The following is a 24,519-nucleotide window of genomic DNA, read 5'->3' as shown; positions in this document are numbered from 1 at the left end:
CTCCCTGACCCCATGGGACAAGGTTGCTTTTCATTATGTCAATGAAACTTGACTTAAGTGGAGTGTAATGACAAGCTGGCTTTACATCAAGGAACAGGAGATCGCAGCCATGGCCTCGCCGCCGAAGAACCCCGCTTACCTGCGCTACGCAAAGCGTATGCTGCCGCTAAGCGTGCTTTACGTGGCCGCTATCGCGCTGGCGACGCGGCTGGTGCCGGACAATGCGCCGGCCAGCGCGACCACGGTTGGCCTTGCGCTACTGCCCGGTTTCGCGGTGCTGGGCTGGATCTGGGCGATGGGCAGGCTGCTGGTCGAACTTCAGGACGAATATCTGCGCATGCTCGAAGTGCGCAAATTCCTCGTCGCGACGGGCGTGACCCTGGCGGTGTGCAGCGTCTGGGGCATTCTGGAACTGTTTTCGCCGTTCGTGCCCCGGATGCCGGTGTTCCTGGTCTTCCCGCTTTGGGCACTGGGGCTGTTCGTGGGGGTGGTGGTCAATCGCTTTTCGCAAGGCGGCGGGCAAGGTTTGTGAACAACCGCCTCAAGGTTCTGCGCGCCGAGCGCGGCTGGAGCCAGCAGGATCTGGCGACGCGGCTGGAAGTGTCCCGCCAGAGCGTCAATGCGATCGAGACGGGGCGCTACGATCCCTCGCTACCGCTTGCGTTCCGCATTGCCGACCTGTTCGGGATGGCGATCGAGGATATCTTTCAGAGGGACTAGCTGGGCGGCGCGCGCGTCAGTGCAACGTCGGTTTCAGAGCCGTCCGTTCGCCCAGACGGCCCAGCGCGGTCATCACCAGCCAGCCGGCGGTGATGCAGACCCAGGGCATCACTGGATAGTGAAAGCGCGACTGGCCCGAAAACCCCAAGCAGATCAGCGTCGGATAGAGCGCGATCCCGTAAGGCAGCAGCCACCAGCCGATCCAGCGCTGGCCGTCGCGGCGGCGGCGCGCGATCATCACGAAGAATGCGGCGGCAAAGGTCAGCATCAGCGCTGCGTAATAGCCTTGGTTGAGCACACGCACCGCGCGGTAGACGATCTCGAAGCGCGCATAACCCGGCGCGCCGCCCTGATAGGCCCACTCGGCCTCGCCGTCGGGCAGCCACAGGCGCGCCAGCTTCTTCGGGGCGAGCGCCAGGAAACGGTCCGGATTCTGCGTGATCCAGGCAATGCCCAGCCGCCCGGCTTCGGCATCGCGGGTCACTTCGTTCAGGCCGGGGCGGGCCATGAGTTCCTTCACCACCGGGGCGCCCGGCGTGTAGTCGCCGGTGGCGGTGTCGTGGTTGCCCGTGAGCAGGGTATAGCCGCCGTTGGTCGAAACCGCGATCCAGTGGCCCAGTTGCACCTCGTTGCGGATCGTCCAGGGCAGCACCGTCAGCACGGCGATGCCAAGCACCATCAGGCCCTCGGTCAGCAGGCGCGGCAGGCGCTGCCAGACCTGGCCCATCCGCAGCCAGTCGATCGCGAACAGCAGGGGCACCACCACCAGCGTCTGCGCCTTCACCAGCGTGGCGAAGCCGAACAGCAGGCCCGCGCTGACAAGCTGCCAGCGGTTGGTGCGCGTCACCACCACCCAGCACCCGGCCATCAGCAGAGCTGTGTAGAACACCTCGGTTAGCGCCAGCGGCACGTAGCCGATGGCATTGGGATAGACCGCCAGCATCAACAGTCCGGCCCGCGCGGCGCCTTCCGAACCGAACAGCCGCCGCCCCAGCGCCAGCGTGGTCACCCCGATCAGCATCGCGCTGACCAGGTTGAACAGCCCCAGCGTCACCAGCGAGGTGCCGAACCGCGAGAAGGTGAGGCCCAGCGCGATCGGCCAGCCGGCGGGCCAGAACGCGGTGGGCGCGCCGGAATTGTCGAGATAGCCCAGCCCCGCCGCAAGGCTCGCGGCGCGGGCATAGTACCACTCGGCATCGGAAGTAGGCGCCACGTCGATCAGCAGCACCGCCGCTCGCAGTGCGAAATAGAGCGCCCAGATGCCCAGCAGCACCGATTTGTCGGTAGCAAACCATTCGAGCCGCAAGGCAAGCCGCGAGGGGCGGGACGGAAAATGGATGACCTTGGCGCTCATTACGGGTCCGTCTCTAGCAGCGCAGGCTTAAGAGTCCGTTTGAAAATGCGCGAAAGGGTGCATTTTTGAAGCGGCGCCAGCCCACTTCGAGGCCGATCGACAGCAAGACACTTTGGTCGTCCAACATTCCATACCGTCATCCTGAACTTGTTTCAGGATCCATCCAGCCGATCAACCGGCAGTGTTATTGGCAAACTGGATCCTGAAACAAGTTCAGGATGACGGTTTCTGCGATGCAGGCAATATGAAGGCCTATTACCCCTGAATGGGCCATACCGCTAAGTCTTTGCCTTTCGCGGGTTGCCCTTGGGGCTTGGGGTTCCCACTAACGGGAGCATGACTTCCACCAGTTTCCTCGACCTGTCCGACGGTCGCACCATCGCCTATCGCTTCACGCCGGGGACCGGCCCGGTGATCGTCTTCCTGCCCGGCTACATGTCGGACATGAACGGTTCCAAGGCCGCTGCCGTGTTCGAGATGGCGCGCGCCAGCGGCTTGCCGTGCCTGCTGTTCGATTATTCCGGCTGCGGCGAAAGCCCCGGCTATTTCGGCGAGGGCACCCTGACGCGCTGGACTCAGGAAGTGCTGGCCCTGGTCGGCGCGCTGGAGATGCCGGACGAGAAGGTGGTCCTCGTCGGTTCCTCTATGGGCGGCTGGGTCATGCTGCTGGCCGGCCTTGCGCTGGGTGATCGGCTTGCCGGCCTTGTCGGCATCGCGGCTGCGCCCGACTTCACCGACTGGGGCATCGCCCAGATGGACAAGGCCATGCTGGCCGACGGCGAAACGATCTTCGAGGATAACCCCTACGGCCCCGAGCCGACCCCCACGCACCCCGGTTTCTGGGCGGACGGGCAGGCAAACCTCCTGCTGGAAGGCCCGATTGCGATCGATGCGCCGGTACGCCTGCTCCACGGCCAGCGCGACGAGGACGTGCCCTTCGACATTTCGCTGCAACTGGCCGAGCGACTGCGTTCAGCCGATGTGCAGGTGACGCTGATCAAGGACGGCGATCACCGCCTCTCGCGCGATGGCGATATCCAGCTGCTGCTGCGCACCGTCGCGCAGCTTGTTCTCCCCCGCGCGGCGCAGGTTCCCTCGGAGTCCTGATCCCATGTCCCTGCTGCCTCTCCTGCTTCCCCTCATGGCCCAGGTCGGCCCGGCGTCCGCGCTGCCCAGCAACGCCAACCCCTATGCCTCGTCGCTGCCGCTCGAGATCATCGAGAAGAAGGATGCCGAGGCCGCCAAGCGGGCGCGGGCAGCGCAGAGCGTCGCTCTGCCCTCGTCGCGCGGCACGGCGGGCTGCATGAGCGCGGTCGAAGCGAACCCAGAACGCTCGGCCGAACTGGCCCAGAGCGCGCTGGGCGATGCGATCGGGCGCGAGCGCGTGCGCGCCGGGCTGTGCCTGGGGGCGGCGCTCAGCGATCTGGGCCGCTGGGACGAGGCGCGCGGCGCCTTCGTAACCGCCCGCGACGCTGCCGACACGGCGGACCATTCCAGCCGCGCCCGGCTTGGTGCCATGGCGGGCAACGCCGCCCTGGCTGCCGGACAGCCGGGACAGGCGCTGGCCCTGCTCAGCCCGGCGGCGACCGATGCCAAGATCATAGGTGACGCCGAACTCACCGGCTCGATCGCGCTGGACCGCGCCCGCGCGCTGGTGGCGGTGAAGCAGCCGGACGAAGCCGCCGCCGCGCTGGCGGAAGCGCGCACCGCGCAGCCGGACAATGCGCAGGCATGGCTGCTTTCGGCCACGCTGTCGCGCCGGCAGGAAAAGTTAAGCCAGGCCCAGACCCAGATCGAAAAGGCCGCGAGCCTTGCCCCGCAGGACCCCGAGATCGGGCTTGAGGCAGGCGTCATCGCCATGCTTTCCGGCAACGAGACGGCGGCGCGGCGCAGCTGGAATTCGGTCCTCGCCGCCGGTCCCGGCAGCGATGCCGCCGTCACCGCAAAGGAATATATCTCCCAGCTCGGCCCGGAATCCGACAAGCCCCGACCGACCACAGCGAAGGCCCCTAAGCCATGATCCCCCTTTCCGTCCTCGATCTCGTTTCCGTGCGCGAAGGCGGCACGGTCGCCCAGGCGCTCGACATCTCGGTGAAGACCGCGCAGGCCGCCGAGCGCGCCGGCTACAAGCGCTACTGGGTGGCCGAGCATCACGGCATGGACGGGATCGCGGGCGGAGCGACTTCGGTGGTCCTGGCCCATCTCGGTAATGCGACCTCGACGATCCGCATCGGCTCGGGCGGGATCATGCTGCCCAACCACACGCCTTACGTGATCGCCGAGCAGTTCGGCACGCTGTCGGCGCTTTTTCCGGGCCGCGTCGATCTGGGCCTTGGCCGCGCGCCGGGCGCGGACGGGCGGCTGGCCCATGCCCTGCGCAAGGACATCCACGCCGCGTCGGAGCGTTTTCCCAACGATGTCGTCGAACTGCAGGCCCGTTTCGCCGGGCAGGCGGCGGGCGGCGTCCCTTCGCCGCAGGCGGCGGGCGCGAATGTGGAGATGTGGATTCTCGGCTCCAGCCTGTTCGGCGCGCAGCTCGCGGCGATGCTGGGCCTGCCCTACGCCTTCGCCTCGCACTTCGCGCCTGCTGCGCTGGACGAGGCCGCCAAGGTCTACCGCGAGCGGTTCCAGCCGTCCGAAACGCTGGACAAGCCTCACTTCATGGCCGCAATCAACGTGATCGCCGCCGATACGGACGAGGAAGCGGCCTATCTCGCCACCTCCACCGACCAGAGCTTCGTGGCGCTGCGCACCGGCAATCCCGGCCGGCTGCTGCCACCGGTACGCGGTTACCGCGATAGCCTGCCCGGTTCGGCGAAAGCGATGCTGGAGCAGGTCCGCTCGGTCAGTGCCGTGGGCGATCCGCAGACGGTGCGCGCCGGGATCGAGGAATTCGTCGCCCGCACGCAGGCGGACGAACTGATGGTCAGCATCGCCACTTACGATCCGGCGGCGCAGATCCGCTCGCTTGAACTGACAATGGAAGCGCTGGGGCAGGTGCCGGCCTGACCAGGGCGGAAGACAGGGTGAAGGCGGGGCAAGCGATTGTCGCCGTCGCTCGCTGATCAGGCGTCGATACCGTAATTATCGCAACTTGATATCTTCTGGGGCATTGACCGCGCGGTTAAATTGCGGAACTCAACCGGGCATGGAAACAACAGACGTCGTCATCGTGGGAGCGGGACATGGCGGGGCGCAGTGCGCCATTGCCTTGCGCCAGAACGGGTTCACCGGAACCATCACCGTAGTCGGCCGCGAGCCGGAGTATCCTTACGAGCGCCCGCCGCTCTCCAAGGAGTACTTCGCGCGCGAGAAGACCTTCGACCGGCTCTACATCCGCCCTCCGACGTTCTGGGCCGAGAAGGAGATAACCTTCAAGCTCAGCACGGAGGTCACGAAGGTCGATGCCAAGGCAAAGGAACTGACGTTTTCGAACGGCACCACGCTGGGGTATGGCAAGCTGGTCTGGGCGACCGGCGGCGATCCGCGCCGCCTCTCGTGCTCGGGCGCGGAACTGGCCGGCGTCCACGCCGTGCGCACCCGCGAGGACTGCGACACGCTGATGGCCGAAGTCGATGCGGGTACGAAGAACATCGTCGTCATCGGCGGCGGCTACATCGGACTCGAAGCGGCGGCGGTGCTGTCGAAGCTGAAGCTCAACGTAACCCTGCTCGAAGCGCTGCCGCGCGTCCTGGCCCGCGTGGCCGGCGAGGAACTGTCCGAGTTTTATCAGAAAGAACACCGCGACCACGGCGTCGACCTGCGCACTGGCGTGGCGGTTGATTGCCTGGTGGGCGATGGCCACCGTGTCACCGGCGTTCAGCTGGCGGACGGCGAAGTGGTCCCGGCCGAGGCGGTGATCGTCGGCATTGGCATCGTGCCTGCCATCGGCCCGCTGATCTCGGCTGGAGCGAGCGGCGCGAACGGAGTCGACGTGGATGAATTCTGCCGCACGTCGCTGCCCGACATCTACGCCATCGGCGACTGCGCAGCCTTTGCCTGCGAATACGCCGGCGGCACCGTGATGCGGGTCGAATCGGTGCAGAACGCGAACGACATGGCCACCTGTGTCGCCAAGGCCATCTGCGGCGACGAGAAGGCCTACAAGGCGTTCCCGTGGTTCTGGTCGAACCAGTATGACCTGCGTCTCCAGACCGCCGGCATCAACATGGGCTTCGACAAGACCGTGATTCGCGGCGAGCCCGATAGCCGCAGCTTCTCGGTCGTATACCTCAAGGAAGGCCGCGTCGTCGCGCTGGACTGCGTGAATGCGGTCAAGGACTACGTACAGGGCCGCAAGCTGGTGGAAGCCGGGGCGACGCCCGACGTGGCCGTTCTGGCGGATGCCGGCACGCCGCTCAAGGAACTGCTCTAAAGGCAAGGCGGGGGCCTGCGTTCTTGCGGGGGCCCCGCCACCTTCTGGGAAATCAGGCCGGAGCGCCAAGCCGCGCCCGCGCCCACTGGGCAGCTTCCGCCACAACGGGGTCATCATCCCCCAATAGCGCCTCCACTGGCGCCAGCAGTGCCGCCCGCCCGCTGTTTCCCGCCGCATACAGGCAGTTGCGAACGAAGCGATTGCGCCCGATTCGCTTGATCGGACTGCCCGAGAACAGCGTGCGGAAACCCGCATCGTCCAGCGTCAGCAGGTCCGCCAGTTCCGGCGCGGTCAGTTCCGCGCGGGGCAGGTACGCCTTGATGGTGTGCGACACTTGCGCGAACTTGTTCCACGGGCACACCGCCAGACAGTCGTCGCAGCCGTAGATGCGGTTGCCCAGCCCTTCTCGCAGGTCCTCGGGGACGGGCCCCTTGTGTTCGATGGTGAGATAGCTGACGCAGCGGCGCGCATCGAGCCGGTAAGGCGCGGGAAACGCGTTCGTCGGGCAGGCGTCCTGACAGGCGCTGCACGATCCGCAACTGTCGCGGCCCGGTTTTGCAGGTTCGAACTCCAGCGTCGTGTAGATTTCGCCCAGGAACAGCCACGATCCATGCTCGCGGCTGACCACGTTGGTATGCTTGCCCTGCCAGCCCAGCCCGGCCGAGGCGGCCAGCGGCTTTTCCATGACCGGCGCGGTATCGGTGAACACCTTCACGCCCACTTCGGGCGCGATCTTGCGCGCCTGCCCCTCGGCCACGATCCAGCGGGAGAGGTGCTTCAGCGCCTTCTTCACCACGTCGTGATAGTCGGCACCTTGCGCATAAGTGGAGATGCGCCCGATCTGCGGTTCGCCCTCCAGCCGCAGCGGGTCGGCGGCGGGGGCATAGCTCATGCCCAGCGCAATCACGCTGCGCGCCTCGGGCCACATACCCTGCGGGCTGCGACGATGGTGCGCACGTTCCTCCATCCAGCCCATGGTGCCGTGCATCCCCGCCGCCAGCCAGGCATCGAGCCGGGCGGCGCGCGCGTCGTCGGTGGCGGCCGAGGCGATACCGAAGGCGCAGAAGCCCAACGCGCGCGCCTGTGCCTCTGCATCCTTGGCGAAAGCATTTAGCTTGGCCTTAACCAGATCTGCGCCATCATGGGCGGATATGTTAGAGCCGGGGGATGTCATGGATGCGCAAGTAGGAGATCCGAGGTTGACCGGCAATCCGCACCAGTCAGATCGGGCACGGCAGTCAGATGCGGGATTGCCCTTTGACCGGCCGCTGGCGATCGAAGCGCGCGGCCTGGTCAAGCGTTTCGAGGGTTTCACCGCCGTTGACGGCGTCGATCTTTCGGTCCCGGCGGGCTCGGTCTACGGCATCCTCGGCCCCAACGGTGCCGGCAAGACCACCACTTTGCGGATGCTTCTGGGCATCATCGACCCCGATTCGGGCTATCGCCGCATCCTTGGAGCCGAACGCCCGCACGACGTTGCCCATGCGATCGGCTACCTGCCCGAGGAGCGCGGCCTCTACCCCTCGATGAAGGCGACGGAGGCGATCGCGTTTCTTGGCGCCTTGCGCGGACTGCCGCTGAAGGAAGGCCGCCGCCGGGCGCATGAACTGCTTGAGCGGCACGGGCTGGGCTATGCCGCAGATCGGCAGATACGCCAGCTTTCCAAGGGTATGGCGCAGCAGGTCCAGATCCTCGGCACGCTGGTCCACCGGCCCCGGCTGGTGATCTTCGACGAGCCGTTCTCCGGCCTCGATGCGCTCAACCAGGGCAAGCTGGAGGCGATGATGCGCGGTCTGGCGCAGGACGGCGCCACCGTGATCTTTTCTACCCACGTCATCGCCCATGCCGAGCGGCTGTGCGACGAAGTGGCGATCATCGCCGGCGGCAAGGTGCCCTTCGCCGGTCCGGTCGACCTCGCGCGGGACCGCATCCCGGCGCAGGTCCGCCTCGAAACCCGCGCGCTGCAGGGCGCGTGGCGCGCCGCGCTGCCCGCCGATGTACGGCAGGATGGCCAGTTCTGGCACTTCGCGTTGCCCGACTCGGGTATCGAACCGCTGCTGCGCGCCCTGATCGCGGGAGAGGCTGGCATCCTGTCGCTCTCCATCGAGCGTGCGGGCCTGCACGATGCCTTCGTCGCCATCGCCGGTGAGGCCGCGGCGCGCGCGCTGGAAGAAGAAAAGCCCGAGGAGCCGCGCCGATGATCCTCGACTCGCACGACGATTCGCATCAGGGCCGGCTCTCGGCTTTTAGCGCCGCCTGGGTCGTGGCCCGGCGCGATTTCACCGCGATCCTGTTCTCGCGCACGTTCTTCTTCTTCCTGCTCGGCCCGCTGTTCCCGCTGATCGTCGGGGCGCTGGCGGGCAGCGTGGGCAATCAGGTGGAGCATTCCAGCGAGCGGCCGGAAGTGGGGGTCATCATGCCCGGAGCCGAAGCCGACGCCATGGTTCGCGCCCGTGACGGGCTTGCCGACCGGCTGGGGCAGGATTTGCCCGGCCTCATGGTGCTCAAGCGCCTCGCCCCGGGCGAGCGCGCCGATCCGGCGGCCGCCATGGCTGGCAAGGAAGGCAACATCGCCGCGATTCTCTCCGGCTCCCTCGAAGCACCCGTGTTGACCGGCCCGCGCGACCAGATCGCGGCGTGGACCGGCGACGTGGCGATGATCGCGGCACAGGCAAAGCAGACCTCCGCCGCGCCTTGGCCGCGGGTCAGGCTGGAAACCACGGTCAGCAGCCGGGTCAACGACCGCAAGAGCCGTCTCAGGACGGCGCAGGGCGCCCAGACGCTGCTGTTTCTGCTGACGATGATGCTGGCGGGGATGGTTCTGTCCAACCTCGTCGAGGAGAAAGCCAACAAGATCATCGAGGTGCTGGCCGCCGCGATCCCGATGGAGGCGGTGTTCTTCGGCAAGCTCTTTGCGATGCTGGGCGTGTCGCTGGTGGGCATCGCCACATGGGCCGCTGTTGGGGGCGGGCTTTACCTGCTGGCCGAATCGGCGGTGCCGTCGCTGCCTGACCCTGCCGTGGGCTGGCCGATGCTGGTCCTGCTGGGCATCCTCTACTTTTCCATGGCCTACCTGCTGCTGGGTTCGGTGTTCCTCTCGATCGGCTCGCTGGCGAATACCGTTCGCGAGGTGCAGACGCTCTCGATGCCGGTGACGATGATGCAGCTCATGCTGTTCTTCTTCGCCACGTACGCGATGACCCAGCCGGGCAGCACGATCGAGATGGTCGCGGCGCTGTTCCCGTTCAGCTCGCCTTTCGCGATGCTGGCCCGCGCGGCGCAGGACCCGGCGCTGCTGCCCCATCTGGGCGCGGTGCTTTGGCAGGGCCTGTGGGTTCTGCTGCTGGTGCGGCTGGGTTCGGGCCTGTTCCGCATGCGCGTGATGAAGTCCGGCGCGCAGGGGAAAAAAGGCAAGGTCCGCTGGTGGCCGGGCCGCCGCCCCGCCGTCAATCGTTAGGGACAAGAGATACCGGCCCGAGATTGAATAGCGCTGCGCGTGCCCCACATGGAGGGGCAGGGGATCAAGCAAGAGGTCAGGCGTCATCATGCCCACAGCGACAACCCGCCGAAATGTCCTGGCCTGGCTCAGCGCGGGGGCCGCGCTGCCGGTGCTTGCCGCCTGCGGGGGCACCGAAGCCGAGGCGAAAGTCTATCCGGTGCATTTCGCCGATGCGGAATGGCGCCGCCGCCTGACCGCCGAGCAATACCGCATCCTGCGCCAGCAGGGGACCGAGCGGTCCTTCACCTCGCCGCTCAACGATGAACACCGCGCCGGTACCTTTCTATGCGCGGCGGACGGTAACCCGCTGTTTTCCTCGAAGACCAAGTTCGACAGCGGTACCGGCTGGCCCAGCTTCTGGAAGCCGGTGCCCGGCGCTGTCGGTGTCTCGGGCGATTCGACGCTGGGGATCTCGCGCACCGAAGTGCACTGCATGCGCTGCGGAGGGCATCTGGGCCACGTCTTCGACGATGGGCCGCCGCCAACCGGCAAGCGCTATTGCATGAACGGGGCGGCGATGAAGTTTCGGCCGGACTAGCGCCGATGGGCCTTTATCGGGAGGGAATACCGCGCAGGGCCTGCATGCGGAAGGTGCGCTGGGCCAGTTCCTCCAGGCTCATGAGCTGGCGGAACACCAGGCCGTAAGCCGGTTCGCGGCGCCAGCATACGGTGGCCTCGAACTGCGGCATCTCCGCGGCGTCGATGCGCAGTTGCTGCCCGATCGCAAGGCGCTGGTCGGTTTCAATCCGGGCGCCCTGACGCGAGAGGTCGAGAAGCCGGGCGCCTGTCACGCTGCCTGTCACAGTGATGCGGGCGGGATGGTCCACGCAGATGCGGATGGGGCGTTTGGGATAGGGCCCGGCCTCGGCGATGAAACGCTCGACGTCGATCGGCTGCACGAAGCGAAAACCTGCCTCGCCGCCGTGTTCCCACACCAGATTGACGCCGGTACGCTCACCGGTCACGCTTTCCAGCGCCAGTTGCTCGACCCCGGCCAGCGAGTGGAACAGCCTGAGCTTCACCCCGGTCGCGGAAACGTCGCGCACGATGCAGAGGTACTCTCCTCCGGGCGAAACCAGCTTGGCCGCCCGCAGCAGCAGCGCAAAGCGCGGCGTCGCACGCTGGTCGGCCGATGATGCGGCGCTGCGGGTGGACAGGCTGCCCGGGAAATTCATGCGAACGATACCCCCTTGGTACGCGCCCGTTAAGCCGGCTAGGCGGCGCTGCGCGGGATGCGCAACAGCTCAACGGGTGCATACCTAGTAATAGATACCTTTCAGCACATTACCTATTTGTAAACGCAAACGTTTGCATACGTTCACTGCCGCAAATAAATGCGAAGTAATCAATGATCGGGAAATTTGGTGCGGGCGGCGGGACTCGAACCCGCACTGGATACCCAAGCGGATTTTAAGTCCGCAGCGTCTACCATTCCGCCACGCCCGCACGGCCTGCGTCAGGCGCTGCATCTCGCAGATCGGCGCGGCCCCGGCAACCGGGACCTTGCCGCATCTTGTACGAAAATCCCCCGAAAGGTGCGATCACTCCACGTTGAGACGGGCGCGCATTTCCTTGCCGGGCTTGAAATAGGGGACGCGCTTCTCGGGCACTTCCACACTTTCGCCGGTGCGAGGGTTGCGGCCCTTGCGGCCATCGCGGTGGCGGGTTGAAAAGGCACCGAAGCCGCGCAGTTCCACGCGGCCGCCGTCTGCCAGGCGCTGGCCGATTTCGTCGAAGAAGGTGTCTACGGCGCGCTCCACATCCTCTGCGCGAAGCTCGGGATTGTCCTTGGATAGCACCTGCAGCAGTTCGGACCTGATCATCGCGAAATTTCCCCCCAAAAAAACGACAAACCGTGTCGGAACATAAAATTACGTAACGCCAGCCTGCCCCGTGCCGGGAAAATGCCATCGCTGGCCGCTTCGCGCAATGGGAAGTGTTACGTGTGTGAAATCGCCCAGTTTTGCGCTCCGCGCTTGCCGGCACGATGCGCCGCTGCCCATTTACACTGGCAAATTGCCCGCTAACCTCGCTTCTTTCGCACTGTGCCGGTTCCAGACGGGCATGGGAGCGGGCAGGATTACAGGGCGTGAGGGCATAGAAGCGACATGAAGGACATCGCACTTTGGAACGAAGGGGACTGGATAGGCGCGATCGGCGCGATCTGCCTCTTCGCCGTGCTGGCGATCGGCGGTCTTATCGCCACGCGCAAAAGCGACGAATTCGTAGGCCACCCGCGCGGCCTGTTCGTGCTGTTCTATGCCGAGATGTGGGAGCGTTTCTCCTACTACGGCATGCGAGCGTTGCTGATCCTCTATCTCACCAAGTTCTGGCTCTATTCCGATGGCCGTTCGAATCTGATCTATGGGGCCTACACCAGCCTCGTTTACATCACTCCGGTGCTGGGCGGCTATCTGGCCGACCGCTGGTTGGGACAGCGCAAAGCCGTGCTTTTCGGCGGCATCGTTCTGGCGCTCGGCCACCTGTTCATGGCCTACGAAGGGCTGCAGGGAGTCGCTGATCCGGCCGTCAAGCAGGCCGATCCGGCGATCAACGTGTTCTGGCTGGCGCTGGCGCTGATCATAGTCGGCTCAGGCTTCCTGAAGGCCAACATCTCGGTCATCGTCGGTCAGCTCTACAAGATGACCGATACGCGCCGCGATGCGGCCTACACGATCTTCTACATGGGCGTGAACACCGGCGCTGCGCTGGGCACGATCCTCGTCGGCTATCTGGGCGAGACGATCGGCTGGTCCTATGGCTTCGGCGTTGCCGGTATCGGCATGGTGCTGGGGCTCATCATCTTCGTCGTCGGCAAGCCGGCCCTGCGCGGCCGGGGCGAGCCGCCCAAGGCGCTGGCGAAGAAGGCGGAACTGATCCTCTACGGCACCGGCGGCGCGGCGGTTCTGGTGGTCTGGTTCCTGATCCAGTACGTCAGCGTGATCCAGAACCTGCTGATCCTCACCGGCGTGGCCATGCTGGGCTATACCTTGTGGGAAGCCTTCAAGCTGCCCAAGGAACCGCGTGAGCGGATGTTCGCGATCCTGTTCCTGATCGCCCTCAATCCGATTTTCTGGGGCCTGTTCGAGCAGGCGGGCGGTAGCCTCAGCCTCTATACCGACAAGTTCGTCGATCGCGGCGGGGTGCCCACCAGCCTGTTCCAGTCGATCAACCCGATCTACATCGTGCTGTTCGGCCCGATCTTCGCCGGTCTGTGGCAGTACCTCGGCAGGAAGGGCATCGAGCCTTCCGCCCCCGCCAAGTTCGGCCTTGCGCTGATCCAGGTGGGCCTGGGCTTCCTGGTCTTCGTATGGGGCGCGGGCACCGGCGATCCGGCTGTGATGACCTCGGTGCTGTTCGTGTTCCTGATCTATGCCCTGCACACCACCGGCGAGCTGTGCCTTTCGCCCGTCGGCCTTTCGGCCATGACCCGGCTTTCGCCGGTGCATCTGGGCAGCTTCATCATGGGGGCATGGTTCTACATGACCGCCGTGGGCAACTTCGTGGCAGGCAAGATCGGCGAGGCCACCGGCGGCGAGGGCGGCGTGATGGACAAGGCGCTGACGCTGGATATCTACAGCAAGATCGGCTGGACCACGGTGGGCGTCGCCGTCGCCGTGCTGGCGCTTTCGCCGCTGGTGAAGCGCTGGATGCATGTCGACACGCTGGGCGACCGGGCAAGCGACCACGACCTTGCGGGAGAGGCCGGCCTCGGTCTCGACGCGCAGGAAGCCGGCTTCCATCCGGCCACCAAGCCGCACTGATTTTTACATGGCCTCCCCGGGGCGACGGCCCCGGACAAGAGGGCCGACAACAGGGGAACGGTCATGCGGGTATCGACCGCGATGCGGCGCTGGACGTCGCTGCTGGCGCTCGGCGCTGCGCTGACGCTGGCCGGGCAGGCTGCCGACGCGAAGAAGAAGGACAAGGACGCGAAGGCGGCAGGCACCCCCTACGCGTCCACCTACAAGGCATATCCCGGGCGCCCCACCGCCCTGGTGGGCGCCACGGTCTATGACGGGCGCGGGGGCCGGATCGAGAACGGCACGGTGCTGTTCGAGAACGGCAGGGTGGTCGCCGTGGGCGGCGCGGAGCTTGCGGTCCCTTCGGGCTATGACCGTGTCGACGGCGCGGGCAAGTTCGTCACCCCCGGCGTGATCGACATCCACTCGCACCTCGGCGTCTATCCCAGCCCCGGTGTCGATGCCAATTCCGACGGCAACGAGATGACCTCGCCCACCACGCCCGATGTCTGGGCCGAGCATTCGGTCTGGCCGCAGGACCCCGGATTCAGCCGTGCTCTGGTCAACGGCGGCGTTACTTCGCTGCAGATACTGCCCGGGTCGGGCAACCTGATGGGCGGCCGCGCGGTCACGCTCAAGAACGTGCCCAGCCGCACTGTGCAGGGCATGAAGTTCCCCGGCGCGCCCTATTCGCTGAAGATGGCCTGCGGGGAAAATCCCAAGCGGGTTTACGGCGCACGCAATCAGAAGCCCTCCACCCGCATGGGCAACTTCTCGGTCAACCGCCAGGCGTGGATCGATGCCAAGCAGTACATGGACGGCGACCATGCCGAGCGCGACCTTGGCAAGGACACCCTGGAAGGCGTGCTCAAGGGCGAGATCCTAGTCCAGAACCACTGCTACCGGGCCGACGAGATGGCGCAGGTCCTCGATATGGCCAAGGAGATGGGCTACAAGGTCACCGCCTTTCACCACGCGGTCGAAGCCTACAAGATCGGCGATCTGCTGAAAGCGAACGACGTCTGCGCCGCGATCTGGGCCGACTGGTACGGCTTCAAGATGGAAGCCTATGACGGCATCCCGGAAAATGCCGCGCTTCTCGCCAAGCAGGGCGCCTGCGTGGTCATCCACTCCGACGACGAGAACGGCATCCAGCGCCTCAACCAGGCCGCCGCCCGCGCGCAGGCATCGGGCAGGCGCATCGGCGTGGATATTCCCGATGCGCAGGTCGTCGGCTGGTTCACCTACAACGCCGCCAAGGCTATGGGCATCGGCGCCAAGACCGGCAGCCTCGAAGTCGGCAAGATGGCCGACGTGGTGCTGTGGAACGGCAACCCGCTGTCCGTCTACTCGCGCCCCGAGAAGGTCTGGGTGGACGGCGCGATGCTGTACGACGCGGATGATCCCAAGCGAAAGCCGGTGAGCGATTTCGAACTCGGCCAACCCGGTGAAGGAGACGTGAAGTGAAGACCCGTCTGCTCATCGCCGCCTTGCTCGTGGCCGCGCCGCTCCCTGTTTTCGCGCAGGACTTTGCCGTCACCAACGCCACGGTGGCCACCGGCGACGGCGGCGCCCCTGTCGAGCATGGCACTGTCGTCGTGCGCGGCGGGAAAGTGGTCGCCGCCGGAGCCGGGGTGGCCGTGCCTGCGGGCATACTGACCGTCGACGGCACCGGCAAATGGGTGACGCCGGGGCTGTTCTCCGCCGTCACCGACCTTGGGCTGGTGGACGTGGATGGGGTGGACGACAGCAATGACACGTCCGCCAACAAGTCGCCCTTCAATGCCGCGCTTGACGTGGCGCCTGCGCTCAACCCGTCGAGCGAGCACATTGCCGTCAGCCGCGAAGGCGGAGTGACGCGGGCCAGCGTGGCCGCGTTCAACGGCGGCTCGATCTTCGCCGGGCAGGGCGCCGTGATCGACCTTGGCGCCGATGCCGCCATGCTGATGCGCCCGCGCGCCTTCCAGTACGTCGAACTGGGCGAGGCCGGGGCACGCTTTGCCGGCGGCAGCCGCGTCGCCGCGCACACCGCCCTGCGCAATGCCCTGCGCGAGGCGCGCGAGGCGGCGGCGCTGGCGCCCGGCGCCCAGCGGCAGGGCGATGTACTGCTCACCCGCGCCGATGCGCTGGCGCTGGCGAAAGTGATCGACGGCAGCCAGCCCCTTTACGTCGGCGTCGAACGGGCCGCTGATATCCGCAGCGTCCTTGCCCTCAAGAGTGAGTTTCCCAAGCTCGACCTCGTGCTGGTCGGCGCGACCGAGGGCTGGCTCGTCGGCGCCGAGATCGCCGCCGCCAGGGTGCCGGTCATCACCATGCCCATGCGCGATCTGCCCGCCGCGTTCGAGACGCTGGCGGCCACCATGTCGAACGTGGGCCGGATGAAGAAGGCGGGCGTGAAGGTCGCCATCGGCATGTTCGCAGGGATGGACCAGCCGCGTTACGCCCCGCAGCAGGCCGGCAACCTCGTGGCCCTGACGAAGATACCTGGTGCCACCGGCCTTACCTGGGGCGAGGCTTTTGCCGCGATCACGTCGGTCCCGGCGCAGATCAGCGGTTTCGGCGGCAAGCTGGGCGTATTGGCTCCCGGCGCGGCAGGCGACGTGGTGCTGTGGGACGGCGATCCGCTGGAACTGTCCTCCGCGCCGGTAGAGGTGTGGATCGACGGGGTGAAGCAGCCGCTGGCGAGCCACCAGAGCCGCCTGCGCGCGCGGTATAACGATCTGGACGAGACGTATCTGCCAAAGGCCTACGTCTGGTAATTCATCCCGGGCACGGGGGGAGGGAGCCCCTCTCCCCGCAGGAGCGGAGGAGAGGCTTGCGACGCGCTCTTAAGCCCGCGCCTCGTTCACGCCTGCGCTGTTGTGGCGCAATGCTTTCAGCACCGTATCGACGATCTGCGGGGCGTTGAGCCCGGCTTCGTCGTACTGCGCCTCGGGCTTGTCGTGGTCCTGGAACACGTCCGGCAGGCGCATCGTGCGGATCTTGAGTCCGGCGTCGGTCAGGCCCTCGTCGCTGGCCATGGTCAGGACGTGGGCGCCAAGGCCGCCGATGGAGCCTTCCTCCACCGTCACGATGACTTCGTGGCTGAGCATCAGGCGGCGGATCAGGTCGGTGTCGAGTGGTTTGACGAAACGCAGGTCGGCCACGGTGGTGGACAGGCCGCGCGCGTCGAGCTGGTCGGCGGCCTTGAGCGCTTCGCCCAGCCGCGTACCGAGCGACAGGATCGCCACCTTGGAGCCTTCACGCACGACCCGGCCCTTGCCGATTTCGAGCGCCAGCGGGGTTTCGGGCAGGTCCAGGCCGATGCCGTTGCCGCGCGGGTAGCGAAAGGCGATCGGGCCTGCGTCGTACTGCGCGGCGGTGTGGACCATATGGACCAGTTCCACCTCGTCTGCGGCGGCCATGACCACCATGTTGGGCAGGGTGGCAAGGTAGGTCACGTCGAACGAGCCGGCATGGGTCGCGCCGTCTGCGCCGACCAGGCCGGCGCGGTCGATGGCGAAGCGCACGGGCAGGTTCTGGATCGCCACGTCATGGACGACCTGATCGAAGGCGCGCTGCAGGAAGGTGGAGTAGATCGCGCAGAACGGGCGCATCCCCTGCGCGGCAAGGCCGGCGGCGAAGGTGACCGCGTGCTGTTCGGCGATGCCGACATCGAAGCTGCGTTCCGGGAACTGCGCGGCGAACTTGTCCAGGCCGGTGCCGGACGGCATCGCGGCGGTGATGGCGCAAATGGTGGGGTCGGCCAGCGCCTCGGCGGTCAGAGCCTTGGCGAAGACGCCGGTATAGCTGGGCGGGCCCGCCGGGGCCTTGGCCTGTTCGCCGGTGACGACGTTGAATGTCTGTACGCCGTGGTATTTGTCGGCGGCTTCCTCGGCGGGGCCGTATCCCTTGCCCTTCTGGGTGACGACGTGGACGAGGATCGGGCCTTCGCCCGCATCGCGCACGTTTTCCAGCACCGGCACCAGCGCGTCGAGATCGTGGCCGTCGATCGGGCCGACGTAGTAGAAGCCCAGTTCCTCGAACAGGGTGCCGCCCATGGCCATGCCGCGTGCGAATTCGTCGGTCTTCTTGGCGGCGACGTGCAGCGGGCGCGGCAGGCGGCGGGCGAATTTGCGTGCCAGTTCGCGCAGCCCCAGGAACCGGCCCGAGGAGACGAGCCGCGCGAGGTATGCCGAAAGGCCGCCCACGGGGGGGGCGATCGACATGTCATTGTCGTTGAGGATGACGATCAGGCGGTTACCTGCATCCCGCGCGTTGTTCATCGCCTCGTAGGCCATGCCCGCGCTCATCGCGCCGTCGCCGATCACGGCGATGCCGCGTCCCGGCTGGCCCTTGATCTTGTTCGCCATGGCAAAGCCCAGTGCAGCCGAGATCGAGGTGGAGCTGTGGGCGGTGCCGAACGGGTCGTATTCGCTCTCGCTGCGCTTGGTGAAGCCGGACAGGCCGCCGCCCTGGCGCAGGGTGCGGATACGGTCGCGCCTGCCGGTGAGGATCTTGTGCGGATAGGCCTGGTGGCCGACGTCCCAGATGAGGCGGTCGGCGGGCGTGTCGAATACATAGTGGATCGCGGTGGTCAGTTCGACCACGCCGAGACCGGAGCCGAGGTGGCCCCCGGTCTGGCCCACGGCGGAGATCATCTCGGCGCGCAGTTCGTCGGCAAGCTGTCGCAACTGGGCAGGCTTGAGCTTGCGGAGGTCTTCGGGGGTCGAAACCGTATCGAGCAGGGGAGTGGCCGGGTTGGCGTTCATCTTCCGGGCCTTACACGCTTGTGACTTTGATGTCGATTGATGCGCGGCCAATACATAGCTGCGCCGAGGGGACGATTACGGATTTCAACTGCCTGTGCCGCAAGCAACGCGCAGGCGCGACTTCAGCCGCAGCGCGCGCAGGTGCCGCGCAGTTCCACCACCGGGCGCACGTCGGCAAAACCATTGGCGCGCGCGGCGGCGACGAGTGCGCCGGTCAGCTTGTCATCGTCGATGTGGACGGCCTGGCCGCAGCTGTCGCAGATGAGGAAGATGCAGTCGTGCTGGCAGCCGGGGTGGCTGTTGGCGACATAGGCGTTGGCGCTTTCCACCCGGCGCGCCAGGTTGGTGCGCACGAAAAGGTCCAAAATGCGGTAGACGCTGTTGGGCGCCACCCGCTTGCCGCGCAGGGCCGAGACGCTTTCGGCAAGGTCGTAGGCGGAGGCGGGGCGTTCCACCTGCGCCAGCGCCGAGAACACGTCGGCGCGCATTTCAGTCCACTGTTCGCCAGCTTCGACAAGTGCGTTGCGCGCCTCGGTGACGAGGCTGACGCCGGAATGTTCGTGGTGGTCGTGGTGCGCGGACATGCGGCCCATATGGGGGCAGTCGCGGCCCTATGCAATCAGCGCGTTTCAGCGGCCTGCGCGGCGGGCGCGAAGTCGTTGGCGAAGGGCGAATGGCTGCCGATACCCATCACACCGAGTACCAGCAAAGCCCCGCCGGCGAAGCCGAAAGCGAAGAAGCGGTAGAAGTCGGCCTTGAAGAGTCCCATGACGTGATCGGCTTTCGGTATTGCTGGTGACGGGCGCTGGGGCCGGTCGGAAATGGCGTGCGGCCCAAATGGCGCGAAACCCCTTGCCGTCCAGTGAACAAAAGGCATCATACCGTGGTTTTGCGACGAACGGTTGGTCTCAGGCGATGAGTTCCGGCAACTTTTGGGGTTATCGACCGTAAGCTGCCACAAACATCGGCGGGGCGTCGCCGCTTTCGGGTGTACACAGGGCGAGCCGCAATTCGCGCCAGCCGTTGAATCCGTCGGCCTGGTAGATCGCGGGGCTGAGGCAGTCGGTCCCCGGTTTGCGGCTGACGATACCGGGTAGGGCAGGGCGCATCCACCAGTTGCCAAGCCCGTGGCGGGCGCCGCGCAGGGCGAAATCCTCGGGCGTCATGGCGGTGCGGGTGAGGCCGGGCAGGGTCATCAGCCGCTCGCGTTCGGCCGGGGTGGGGTCGATTCGCAGCAGGATTTCGCGAGTCGGACCGGCGCCGAAGGCATCGGCCAGCATTCGGCCAGGCGAGGAAATGGGCGTGGGATCGGGACCGAACAACTCGCCATGGAGCGCGATGTTGGTGGGACCAAACATCGAGGCGGCAAGAGAAAGCAGTGCGAGCGCCAACATCGGCAGCATCGCGAACCCGAACGGCAGGGCCACGGCGGCCAGCGCGCTGCGCGGCGAGCGTAGCTTGCCCAGCCGCAGCAGGACGGCGGCGATCGTCATGCCAGCCAGAAAACAGACCACAACCATGGGGCCGAACCAGATCACCCACATGGTCGTCAGTCTCCTTGTCGCGCTGCGCTGCGGCGCCGCGTGCCGCTCAGAGTGCGGCCGGTCCCGCCCACCGCGTCATTGCGGAGGGCTTGGGGCGTGGGCCACCATGCTCGCAATGACGAAGGGGGGTAGTCAAGGGAAGGAGCGCCTCAGTGCTTGAAGTGGCGCATGCCGGTGAAGACCATCGCCAGGCCCGCCTCGTCGGCGGCGGCGATCACTTCGTCGTCGCGGATCGAGCCGCCCGGCTGGATCACGGCGGTGGCGCCCGCCTCTGCCGCAGCCAGCAGGCCATCGGCGAAGGGGAAGAAGGCGTCCGAGGCAACCGCGGAACCGACGGTGCGCGCAGCGTCCCAGCCGAACTTCTCGGCCGCTTCCGCCGCCTTCATCGCGGCGATGCGCGAGCTGTCGCGCCGGTTCATCTGGCCTGCGCCGATACCGGCGGTGACGCCGTCCTTTGCATAGACGATGGCGTTGGATTTCACATGGCGCGCCACGGTCCAGGCGAACAGGCAGTCGGCCAGTTCGCGGTCGGTCGGGGCGCGCTTGGTCACCACCTTGAGGTCGTCGAAACCGATGGCGCCGGCATCGCGGCCCTGCACCAGCAGCCCGCCGGTGATCGGCTTGACGGTGAGGCCCGCGCGGCGCGGATCGGGCAGTTCGCCGGTCAGCAACAGGCGCAGGTTCTTCTTCCTGGCGAAGAAGGCACGGGCTTCCTCGTCGGCATCGGGGGCGACGACGACTTCGGTGAAGATCTGGCAGATCGCCTCGGCGGTGGGCCCGTCGAGCAGCGTGTTCACCGCGACGATGCCGCCGAAGGCCGAAACGTCGTCACAGGCAAGCGCGCCCTGCCAGGCTTCCAGCAGGCTATCGCCCTGGGCCACGCCGCAGGGGTTGGCATGCTTGACGATGATGACGGCCGGCTTCTGGCCCTTGAACTCGGCGGCGAGTTCGAAGGCGGCGTCGGCGTCGTTGTAGTTGTTGTAGGACAGTTCCTTGCCCTGCACCTGCTCTGCCTGGGCCAGGCCCTTGGTGAAGGGGCCGACCGGCGTATAGAGCGCGGCCTTCTGGTGCGGGTTCTCACCGTAACGCAGCGTGGTGGCAAGGCGGCCGTTGACGCTGATCATCTCGGGGAATTCGAGGCCCTGATCGACGGTGGCGAACCACTGCGCGATCATCGAATCGTAAGCGGCGGTCTGCGCGTAGGCGCGCGCTGCCAGCAGCTTGCGGAAGGGCAAGGTGGTGCCGCCGCTCGTCGCGTCCAGCTCGGCGATCAGGCCGGCGTAGTCCTTGGGGTCGGTGACGATGGCGACGAAGGCGTGGTTCTTGGCCGCCGAACGGACCATCGAAGGGCCGCCGATGTCGATGTTCTCGATCACCTCGTCCCGGTCCGCGCCCTTGGCCACGGTCGCCTCGAAGGGGTAGAGGTTGACGACGACAAGGTCGATCGCGCCGATGGCGTGGGCCTCCATCGCGGCGGCATGTTCGGCGTTGTCGCGCACGGCCAGCAGGCCGCCGTGGACCATCGGGTGCAGCGTCTTGACACGGCCGTCCATCATTTCGGGAAAGCCGGTGATCTCGGAGATGTCCTTCACCTCAAGGCCCGCTTCGCGCAGGGCCTTGGCGGTGCCGCCGGTGGAGACCAGTTCCACGCCGCGCGCGCTGAGAACCTGGCCCAGTTCGGCAAGCCCGGTCTTGTCGGAGACGGATAGCAGGGCACGGCGGATCTGGACTGTATCGGTCATCGGGCGGCTTCCTTGCGGCAGGTTCTTTGCGCGGGCCTTTAGGGCGGCGGGGGGAGGGGGGCAAGTGCGTCGGGGTGCTTTGTCCGATACGGCCGCCTCGGCGTCCGCCGCGATTCAGTTCATCTTCTTGAGCAGCCAGCCGAACGTGCCGCCCCCGCGTGAGACCATGCCTTGGATGACGAGCTGCTGGGTCGCCTGAGGACGCCCCTGGCCATCGACCCACAGCGAATCCTCGACTGTCACTTCGCCGCTTTCAGCGCCCGAACGGAACTGCCAATGGCTGCCATCGGGCAGCGAGAGGCCCGCGCCCTGTCCATCGGCGGCCAGGTTCACGTCGACTTCGGGGCCGAGGTGGAAGCGGATCGCAAACCCCACCATGCCGCGCTTGCCCTTGCGCCCCGAGGGCAACAGCAGGTCTTCGCCGCGCAGTTCGCTGCCGTCGTCGCGCAGCAGCAGTATGCGCTGGTGGGTCAGGCCGTAACGCGCGGCATAGCCGTTGTGGCTGGCTTCCAGCCGGGTCGCGGCCGAGCCCTTTTCCTGCGGCAGGGTCTTGCGGTCGAGCGCGACTTCGGTGACGCCCGAGCCGATCATGCCGCCGATCAGGATCGCGGTGGAATTGGCATCATCCAGCGTCAGCGTCGAATGCGCCGCCGTTGCCCGCAGGCCCTGTTCGAGACGGACGGGTACAAGGCCGCCGCCGCTGGCCGCACCGCCGCAGTTGACGATGAGGCGGTGGGCGCCGTGCGACATTTCGAACGCCAGCGTCGAGGCGCAGCCGAAGCGGGCATGGGCGGGCATCGGCGGGGGCGCGGTATCGAACTGCAAGATCGACTTGTGCGCCGTCACGCGCTGATAGCCCCACTGGCGCACGTCGCGCAGGGGGCGGGTGCGCACGCCGCTGGCCTTGACGAGCCCATCGACGTCCTCGGCCGAAACGGCCCAGCCACCTTGCCACGAACCCAGCGAGCCATCGCCGTGGGTAAGCGCCAGCAGCGGCGGCACCAGCAGTTCGATCACCCGCTCCACCGAAGTCGGCGCATCGCGGCGGGTTGCCTGATAACAATTGCGCAGCCGGACCAGCAGCGCGATCGCCTCCATCTGCGCCAGCGGGCTGCGGGCCAGGACGCCGCCGTCATCGCCCATAAGCTCGCCCAGCGCCTTGATCAGCCCAGCCTCACCGTAAAGGCGGCGCGGGCGACCATCGGGCAGCAGCAGGCCGGCCGCAACGATGCCGCACCAGCCGGCGACTTCGGCCAGTCCGTCCTCCGCGTGGGTGACATGGCGGTCTAGCCAGCGTGCGGTATCGGCGATGTGGGCCAGGGTCCGCAGGCGCAGCGCCTTGTCGCCAGACAGGATCAGCGGCGCATGGGCAAGCCAGTTGGCGATCCGCGCACCGGTGTTGCCCACGCTCCACGCAGGGCCCTTTCCGGGCTTGGCGGGGGGCTTGGGATTGGCCTGGAGCCACGCGGTCAGAATGCGTTCGGCCACCGGCGCGGCCTGTTCGCGTGAGGCGCAGGCTTCGAGGTCGGTCAGCCAGGAGAAGGAATGTACCACCTTTTCCAGCGGCGGGGTTACGCGCTGGGCGCCAGCATAGTCGACCTGCGCGACCGGAGTCTTTGCGCCGTGGACGAGGAAATGGCCGGCGCGGATGGCGGTGCCTGCAGTGCGGTTGCCGGGCAGGGTATTGCTTACCGTCGCGAGCAGGCGCGTGCGCGCCTTCTTGCTCATCGGCGCGCCGAGCATCGATCCCGGCACGCCCATGCGGTAGGCCATGCGGATCAGTTTTTCGGCCACCCCTACCGAGGGCGGCGAGAAATCGATCAGAGCCAGCGCGCGGCCCGGCTCGATATGGCCGGGCTCGATGACTTCGGGATGATGTGCGGGAGCCGGACGCTGCAAGGCAGGAGTTTCTGGTTTATCCGCGCTGCCTGTCACTGCACCCTCCTCCTCCGCCTGCGACATGGGAATCGCCCGGGAAGGGTCCGGGTTCCTTGCCGCAGGCCGAAGAGGGGTGCGGGCGTCCACTCTTATGCCAGGCCCTTGAGCGTCTGGATATTCGCCGCGTACTGCGACGGCCCGCCGCGGAAGGTCGCTGATCCGGCAACCAGCACGTCGGCGCCGGCCGAAACGCACAGCGGCGCGGTCTTCGCATCGACGCCGCCGTCAACTTCCAGGCGGATGTCGCGCCCGGTCTTGTCGATCATCTTGCGCACCGCCTCGATCTTGCGAAGCTGGCTGGAGATGAAGCTCTGGCCGCCGAAACCGGGGTTCACGCTCATGATGAGCACCAGGTCGATGTCGTCGATCAGATAGTCCAGCATCTTGGCAGGTGTCGCCGGGTTGAGCGAGATGCCCGCCTTCTTGCCCAGGTTGTGGATCGTCTGCACCGTGCGGTGAACGTGCGGACCGGCCTCGGGATGGACGGTGATATAATCTGCGCCGGCATCGGCAAAGGCTTCAAGATAGCTGTCGACCGGCGAGATCATCAGGTGGACGTCGAAAACCTTCGCGCTGTGAGGGCGCAGGGCCTTCACCACGGCGGGGCCGATGGTGATGTTGGGCACGAAGTGGCCGTCCATCACGTCAACGTGGATCCAGTCGGCACCGGCTTCGTCGATGGCGCGCACTTCCTCGCCGAGCCGCGCGAAGTCGGCGGACAGGATCGAGGGGGAAATCAGGGGTATCGTCATGGTAGTTTTACGGAACTCCTCACCATGAATGAATACGCCACCACATATTGGGGCGACAAGCGCCGACAGGGCCGTTTTCCACACGCGATATTGGGTCAAGC

23 protein-coding genes and 1 tRNA gene are annotated in these 24,519 nt (G+C 66.6%); 12 read left to right on the top strand and 12 right to left on the bottom strand.

Annotated elements, in window-relative coordinates:
- The first annotated feature begins 67 nt into the window (after nucleotides 1-67).
- On the top strand, nucleotides 68-532 hold the full coding sequence (locus V474_RS14195) for a hypothetical protein (RefSeq protein ID WP_236711270.1): 465 nt from the start codon (nucleotides 68-70) through the stop codon (nucleotides 530-532).
- Nucleotides 529-720, top strand: a complete 192-nt coding sequence (locus V474_RS14190; protein ID WP_059152073.1) for a helix-turn-helix transcriptional regulator — start codon at nucleotides 529-531, stop codon at nucleotides 718-720. Before V474_RS14195 ends, V474_RS14190 begins: the two co-directional genes overlap by 4 nt.
- A 16-nt stretch (nucleotides 721-736) precedes the next feature.
- On the opposite strand, the gene V474_RS14185 is transcribed toward V474_RS14190, so the two are convergent.
- Nucleotides 737-2,074 (bottom strand): ArnT family glycosyltransferase, encoded by a 1,338-nt coding sequence (locus V474_RS14185; RefSeq protein WP_059152072.1) that lies wholly within the window; start codon nucleotides 2,072-2,074, stop codon nucleotides 737-739.
- Nucleotides 2,075-2,410: 336 nt separating this feature from the next.
- Between V474_RS14185 and V474_RS14180 the strand changes: the two genes are divergently transcribed.
- From V474_RS14180 to V474_RS14165, 4 genes are all read left to right on the top strand, one after another.
- Nucleotides 2,411-3,181 carry an alpha/beta hydrolase gene (locus tag V474_RS14180; RefSeq protein WP_059152071.1) on the top strand — a complete coding sequence of 257 codons (771 nt, stop codon included), beginning with the start codon at nucleotides 2,411-2,413 and terminating at the stop codon, nucleotides 3,179-3,181.
- Nucleotides 3,182-3,185: 4 nt separating this feature from the next.
- Nucleotides 3,186-4,094: a tetratricopeptide repeat protein gene (locus V474_RS14175; protein ID WP_059152070.1), complete on the top strand. Its 909-nt coding sequence runs from the start codon at nucleotides 3,186-3,188 to the stop codon at nucleotides 4,092-4,094.
- Nucleotides 4,091-5,083 carry an LLM class flavin-dependent oxidoreductase gene (locus tag V474_RS14170; RefSeq protein ID WP_059152069.1) on the top strand — a complete coding sequence of 331 codons (993 nt, stop codon included), beginning with the start codon at nucleotides 4,091-4,093 and terminating at the stop codon, nucleotides 5,081-5,083. The genes V474_RS14175 and V474_RS14170 overlap by 4 nt, the downstream gene beginning before the upstream one ends.
- A 139-nt stretch (nucleotides 5,084-5,222) precedes the next feature.
- Entirely contained in the window at nucleotides 5,223-6,449 is a 1,227-nt protein-coding gene (locus tag V474_RS14165; protein ID WP_059152068.1) for an NAD(P)/FAD-dependent oxidoreductase, read from the top strand.
- A gap of 52 nt (nucleotides 6,450-6,501) precedes the next feature.
- Here V474_RS14165 and queG read toward each other — a convergent pair whose 3' ends face one another.
- Nucleotides 6,502-7,623: a tRNA epoxyqueuosine(34) reductase QueG gene (queG, locus tag V474_RS14160; RefSeq protein ID WP_082699781.1), complete on the bottom strand. Its 1,122-nt coding sequence runs from the start codon at nucleotides 7,621-7,623 to the stop codon at nucleotides 6,502-6,504.
- A 25-nt stretch (nucleotides 7,624-7,648) separates the two neighbouring features.
- Here queG and V474_RS14155 point away from each other — a divergent pair, with 25 nt between their 5' ends.
- From V474_RS14155 to msrB, 3 genes are all read left to right on the top strand, one after another.
- Nucleotides 7,649-8,650: an ABC transporter ATP-binding protein gene (locus V474_RS14155; RefSeq protein WP_407938333.1), complete on the top strand. Its 1,002-nt coding sequence runs from the start codon at nucleotides 7,649-7,651 to the stop codon at nucleotides 8,648-8,650.
- Entirely contained in the window at nucleotides 8,647-9,906 is a 1,260-nt protein-coding gene (locus tag V474_RS14150; RefSeq protein WP_059152066.1) for an ABC transporter permease, read from the top strand. Before V474_RS14155 ends, V474_RS14150 begins: the two co-directional genes overlap by 4 nt.
- Nucleotides 9,907-9,994: 88 nt before the next feature.
- Nucleotides 9,995-10,486: a peptide-methionine (R)-S-oxide reductase MsrB gene (gene msrB, locus V474_RS14145; RefSeq protein ID WP_059152065.1), complete on the top strand. Its 492-nt coding sequence runs from the start codon at nucleotides 9,995-9,997 to the stop codon at nucleotides 10,484-10,486.
- A 13-nt stretch (nucleotides 10,487-10,499) separates the two neighbouring features.
- On the opposite strand, the gene V474_RS14140 is transcribed toward msrB, so the two are convergent.
- The 3 genes from V474_RS14140 to V474_RS14130 all read right to left on the bottom strand — a co-directional run bounded on the left by V474_RS14140 (nucleotide 10,500) and on the right by V474_RS14130 (nucleotide 11,771).
- On the bottom strand, nucleotides 10,500-11,123 hold the full coding sequence (locus V474_RS14140; RefSeq protein WP_059152064.1) for a PilZ domain-containing protein: 624 nt from the start codon (nucleotides 11,121-11,123) through the stop codon (nucleotides 10,500-10,502).
- A 187-nt stretch (nucleotides 11,124-11,310) separates the two neighbouring features.
- Nucleotides 11,311-11,394: transfer RNA gene (locus V474_RS14135), tRNA-Leu, on the bottom strand.
- Nucleotides 11,395-11,489: 95 nt separating this feature from the next.
- Nucleotides 11,490-11,771 (bottom strand): integration host factor subunit beta, encoded by a 282-nt coding sequence (locus tag V474_RS14130; protein WP_043978468.1) that lies wholly within the window; start codon nucleotides 11,769-11,771, stop codon nucleotides 11,490-11,492.
- 285 nt (nucleotides 11,772-12,056) lie between these two features.
- On the opposite strand from V474_RS14130, the gene V474_RS14125 reads away from it, so the two are divergent.
- From V474_RS14125 to V474_RS14115, 3 genes are all read left to right on the top strand, one after another.
- Entirely contained in the window at nucleotides 12,057-13,712 is a 1,656-nt protein-coding gene (locus V474_RS14125; protein WP_059152063.1) for a peptide MFS transporter, read from the top strand.
- Between the two features lie 63 nt (nucleotides 13,713-13,775).
- Entirely contained in the window at nucleotides 13,776-15,158 is a 1,383-nt protein-coding gene (locus V474_RS14120; protein ID WP_059152062.1) for an amidohydrolase, read from the top strand.
- On the top strand, nucleotides 15,155-16,450 hold the full coding sequence (locus tag V474_RS14115) for an amidohydrolase family protein (RefSeq protein ID WP_059152061.1): 1,296 nt from the start codon (nucleotides 15,155-15,157) through the stop codon (nucleotides 16,448-16,450). Before V474_RS14120 ends, V474_RS14115 begins: the two co-directional genes overlap by 4 nt.
- Nucleotides 16,451-16,519: 69 nt before the next feature.
- Here the strand turns inward: V474_RS14115 and dxs are convergent, their stop codons facing one another.
- From dxs to rpe, 7 genes are all read right to left on the bottom strand, one after another.
- Nucleotides 16,520-18,442: a 1-deoxy-D-xylulose-5-phosphate synthase gene (dxs, locus tag V474_RS14110; protein WP_059152060.1), complete on the bottom strand. Its 1,923-nt coding sequence runs from the start codon at nucleotides 18,440-18,442 to the stop codon at nucleotides 16,520-16,522.
- A gap of 122 nt (nucleotides 18,443-18,564) precedes the next feature.
- Complete coding sequence (locus V474_RS14105) at nucleotides 18,565-19,026, bottom strand: Fur family transcriptional regulator (RefSeq protein WP_059152169.1); 462 nt, start codon at nucleotides 19,024-19,026, stop codon at nucleotides 18,565-18,567.
- Nucleotides 19,027-19,061: 35 nt separating this feature from the next.
- Nucleotides 19,062-19,211 carry a hypothetical protein gene (locus V474_RS26215; protein WP_169795069.1) on the bottom strand — a complete coding sequence of 50 codons (150 nt, stop codon included), beginning with the start codon at nucleotides 19,209-19,211 and terminating at the stop codon, nucleotides 19,062-19,064.
- A gap of 169 nt (nucleotides 19,212-19,380) precedes the next feature.
- Entirely contained in the window at nucleotides 19,381-19,986 is a 606-nt protein-coding gene (locus tag V474_RS14100; protein WP_059152059.1) for a hypothetical protein, read from the bottom strand.
- 149 nt (nucleotides 19,987-20,135) lie between these two features.
- Nucleotides 20,136-21,728: a bifunctional phosphoribosylaminoimidazolecarboxamide formyltransferase/IMP cyclohydrolase gene (purH, locus tag V474_RS14095; RefSeq protein WP_059152058.1), complete on the bottom strand. Its 1,593-nt coding sequence runs from the start codon at nucleotides 21,726-21,728 to the stop codon at nucleotides 20,136-20,138.
- A gap of 114 nt (nucleotides 21,729-21,842) precedes the next feature.
- The gene (locus tag V474_RS14090; RefSeq protein WP_082699780.1) at nucleotides 21,843-23,690 is read right to left on the bottom strand and encodes a heparinase II/III family protein; all 1,848 of its coding nucleotides are present in this window, start codon (nucleotides 23,688-23,690) and stop codon (nucleotides 21,843-21,845) included.
- Between the two features lie 65 nt (nucleotides 23,691-23,755).
- Nucleotides 23,756-24,418, bottom strand: a complete 663-nt coding sequence (gene rpe, locus V474_RS14085; protein WP_043978445.1) for a ribulose-phosphate 3-epimerase — start codon at nucleotides 24,416-24,418, stop codon at nucleotides 23,756-23,758.
- Nucleotides 24,419-24,519: the final 101 nt, after the last annotated feature.

It is taken from the genome of Novosphingobium barchaimii LL02 (assembly GCF_001046635.1).
GTDB lineage: Bacteria > Pseudomonadota > Alphaproteobacteria > Sphingomonadales > Sphingomonadaceae > Novosphingobium > Novosphingobium barchaimii.
This window is presented reverse-complemented; position numbering and strand designations above follow the sequence as displayed.

Excerpts from the sequence above, each read along its gene's own strand:
- V474_RS14195 (WP_236711270.1), top strand. The coding sequence starts at position 68 with ATGACAAGCTGGCTTTACATCAAGGAACAGGAGATCGCAGCCATGGCC.
- V474_RS14185 (WP_059152072.1), bottom strand. The coding sequence starts at position 2,074 with ATGAGCGCCAAGGTCATCCATTTTCCGTCCCGCCCCTCGCGGCTTGCC.
- V474_RS14180 (WP_059152071.1), top strand. The coding sequence starts at position 2,411 with ATGACTTCCACCAGTTTCCTCGACCTGTCCGACGGTCGCACCATCGCC.
- V474_RS14175 (WP_059152070.1), top strand. The coding sequence starts at position 3,186 with ATGTCCCTGCTGCCTCTCCTGCTTCCCCTCATGGCCCAGGTCGGCCCG.
- V474_RS14170 (WP_059152069.1), top strand. The coding sequence starts at position 4,091 with ATGATCCCCCTTTCCGTCCTCGATCTCGTTTCCGTGCGCGAAGGCGGC.
- V474_RS14165 (WP_059152068.1), top strand. The coding sequence starts at position 5,223 with ATGGAAACAACAGACGTCGTCATCGTGGGAGCGGGACATGGCGGGGCG.
- queG (WP_082699781.1), bottom strand. The coding sequence starts at position 7,623 with ATGACATCCCCCGGCTCTAACATATCCGCCCATGATGGCGCAGATCTG.
- V474_RS14150 (WP_059152066.1), top strand. The coding sequence starts at position 8,647 with ATGATCCTCGACTCGCACGACGATTCGCATCAGGGCCGGCTCTCGGCT.
- msrB (WP_059152065.1), top strand. The coding sequence starts at position 9,995 with ATGCCCACAGCGACAACCCGCCGAAATGTCCTGGCCTGGCTCAGCGCG.
- V474_RS14140 (WP_059152064.1), bottom strand. The coding sequence starts at position 11,123 with ATGAATTTCCCGGGCAGCCTGTCCACCCGCAGCGCCGCATCATCGGCC.
- V474_RS14130 (WP_043978468.1), bottom strand. The coding sequence starts at position 11,771 with ATGATCAGGTCCGAACTGCTGCAGGTGCTATCCAAGGACAATCCCGAG.
- V474_RS14125 (WP_059152063.1), top strand. The coding sequence starts at position 12,057 with ATGAAGGACATCGCACTTTGGAACGAAGGGGACTGGATAGGCGCGATC.
- V474_RS14120 (WP_059152062.1), top strand. The coding sequence starts at position 13,776 with ATGCGGGTATCGACCGCGATGCGGCGCTGGACGTCGCTGCTGGCGCTC.
- dxs (WP_059152060.1), bottom strand. The coding sequence starts at position 18,442 with ATGAACGCCAACCCGGCCACTCCCCTGCTCGATACGGTTTCGACCCCC.
- V474_RS14105 (WP_059152169.1), bottom strand. The coding sequence starts at position 19,026 with ATGTCCGCGCACCACGACCACCACGAACATTCCGGCGTCAGCCTCGTC.
- V474_RS26215 (WP_169795069.1), bottom strand. The coding sequence starts at position 19,211 with ATGGGACTCTTCAAGGCCGACTTCTACCGCTTCTTCGCTTTCGGCTTC.
- V474_RS14100 (WP_059152059.1), bottom strand. The coding sequence starts at position 19,986 with ATGTGGGTGATCTGGTTCGGCCCCATGGTTGTGGTCTGTTTTCTGGCT.
- purH (WP_059152058.1), bottom strand. The coding sequence starts at position 21,728 with ATGACCGATACAGTCCAGATCCGCCGTGCCCTGCTATCCGTCTCCGAC.
- V474_RS14090 (WP_082699780.1), bottom strand. The coding sequence starts at position 23,690 with ATGTCGCAGGCGGAGGAGGAGGGTGCAGTGACAGGCAGCGCGGATAAA.
- rpe (WP_043978445.1), bottom strand. The coding sequence starts at position 24,418 with ATGACGATACCCCTGATTTCCCCCTCGATCCTGTCCGCCGACTTCGCG.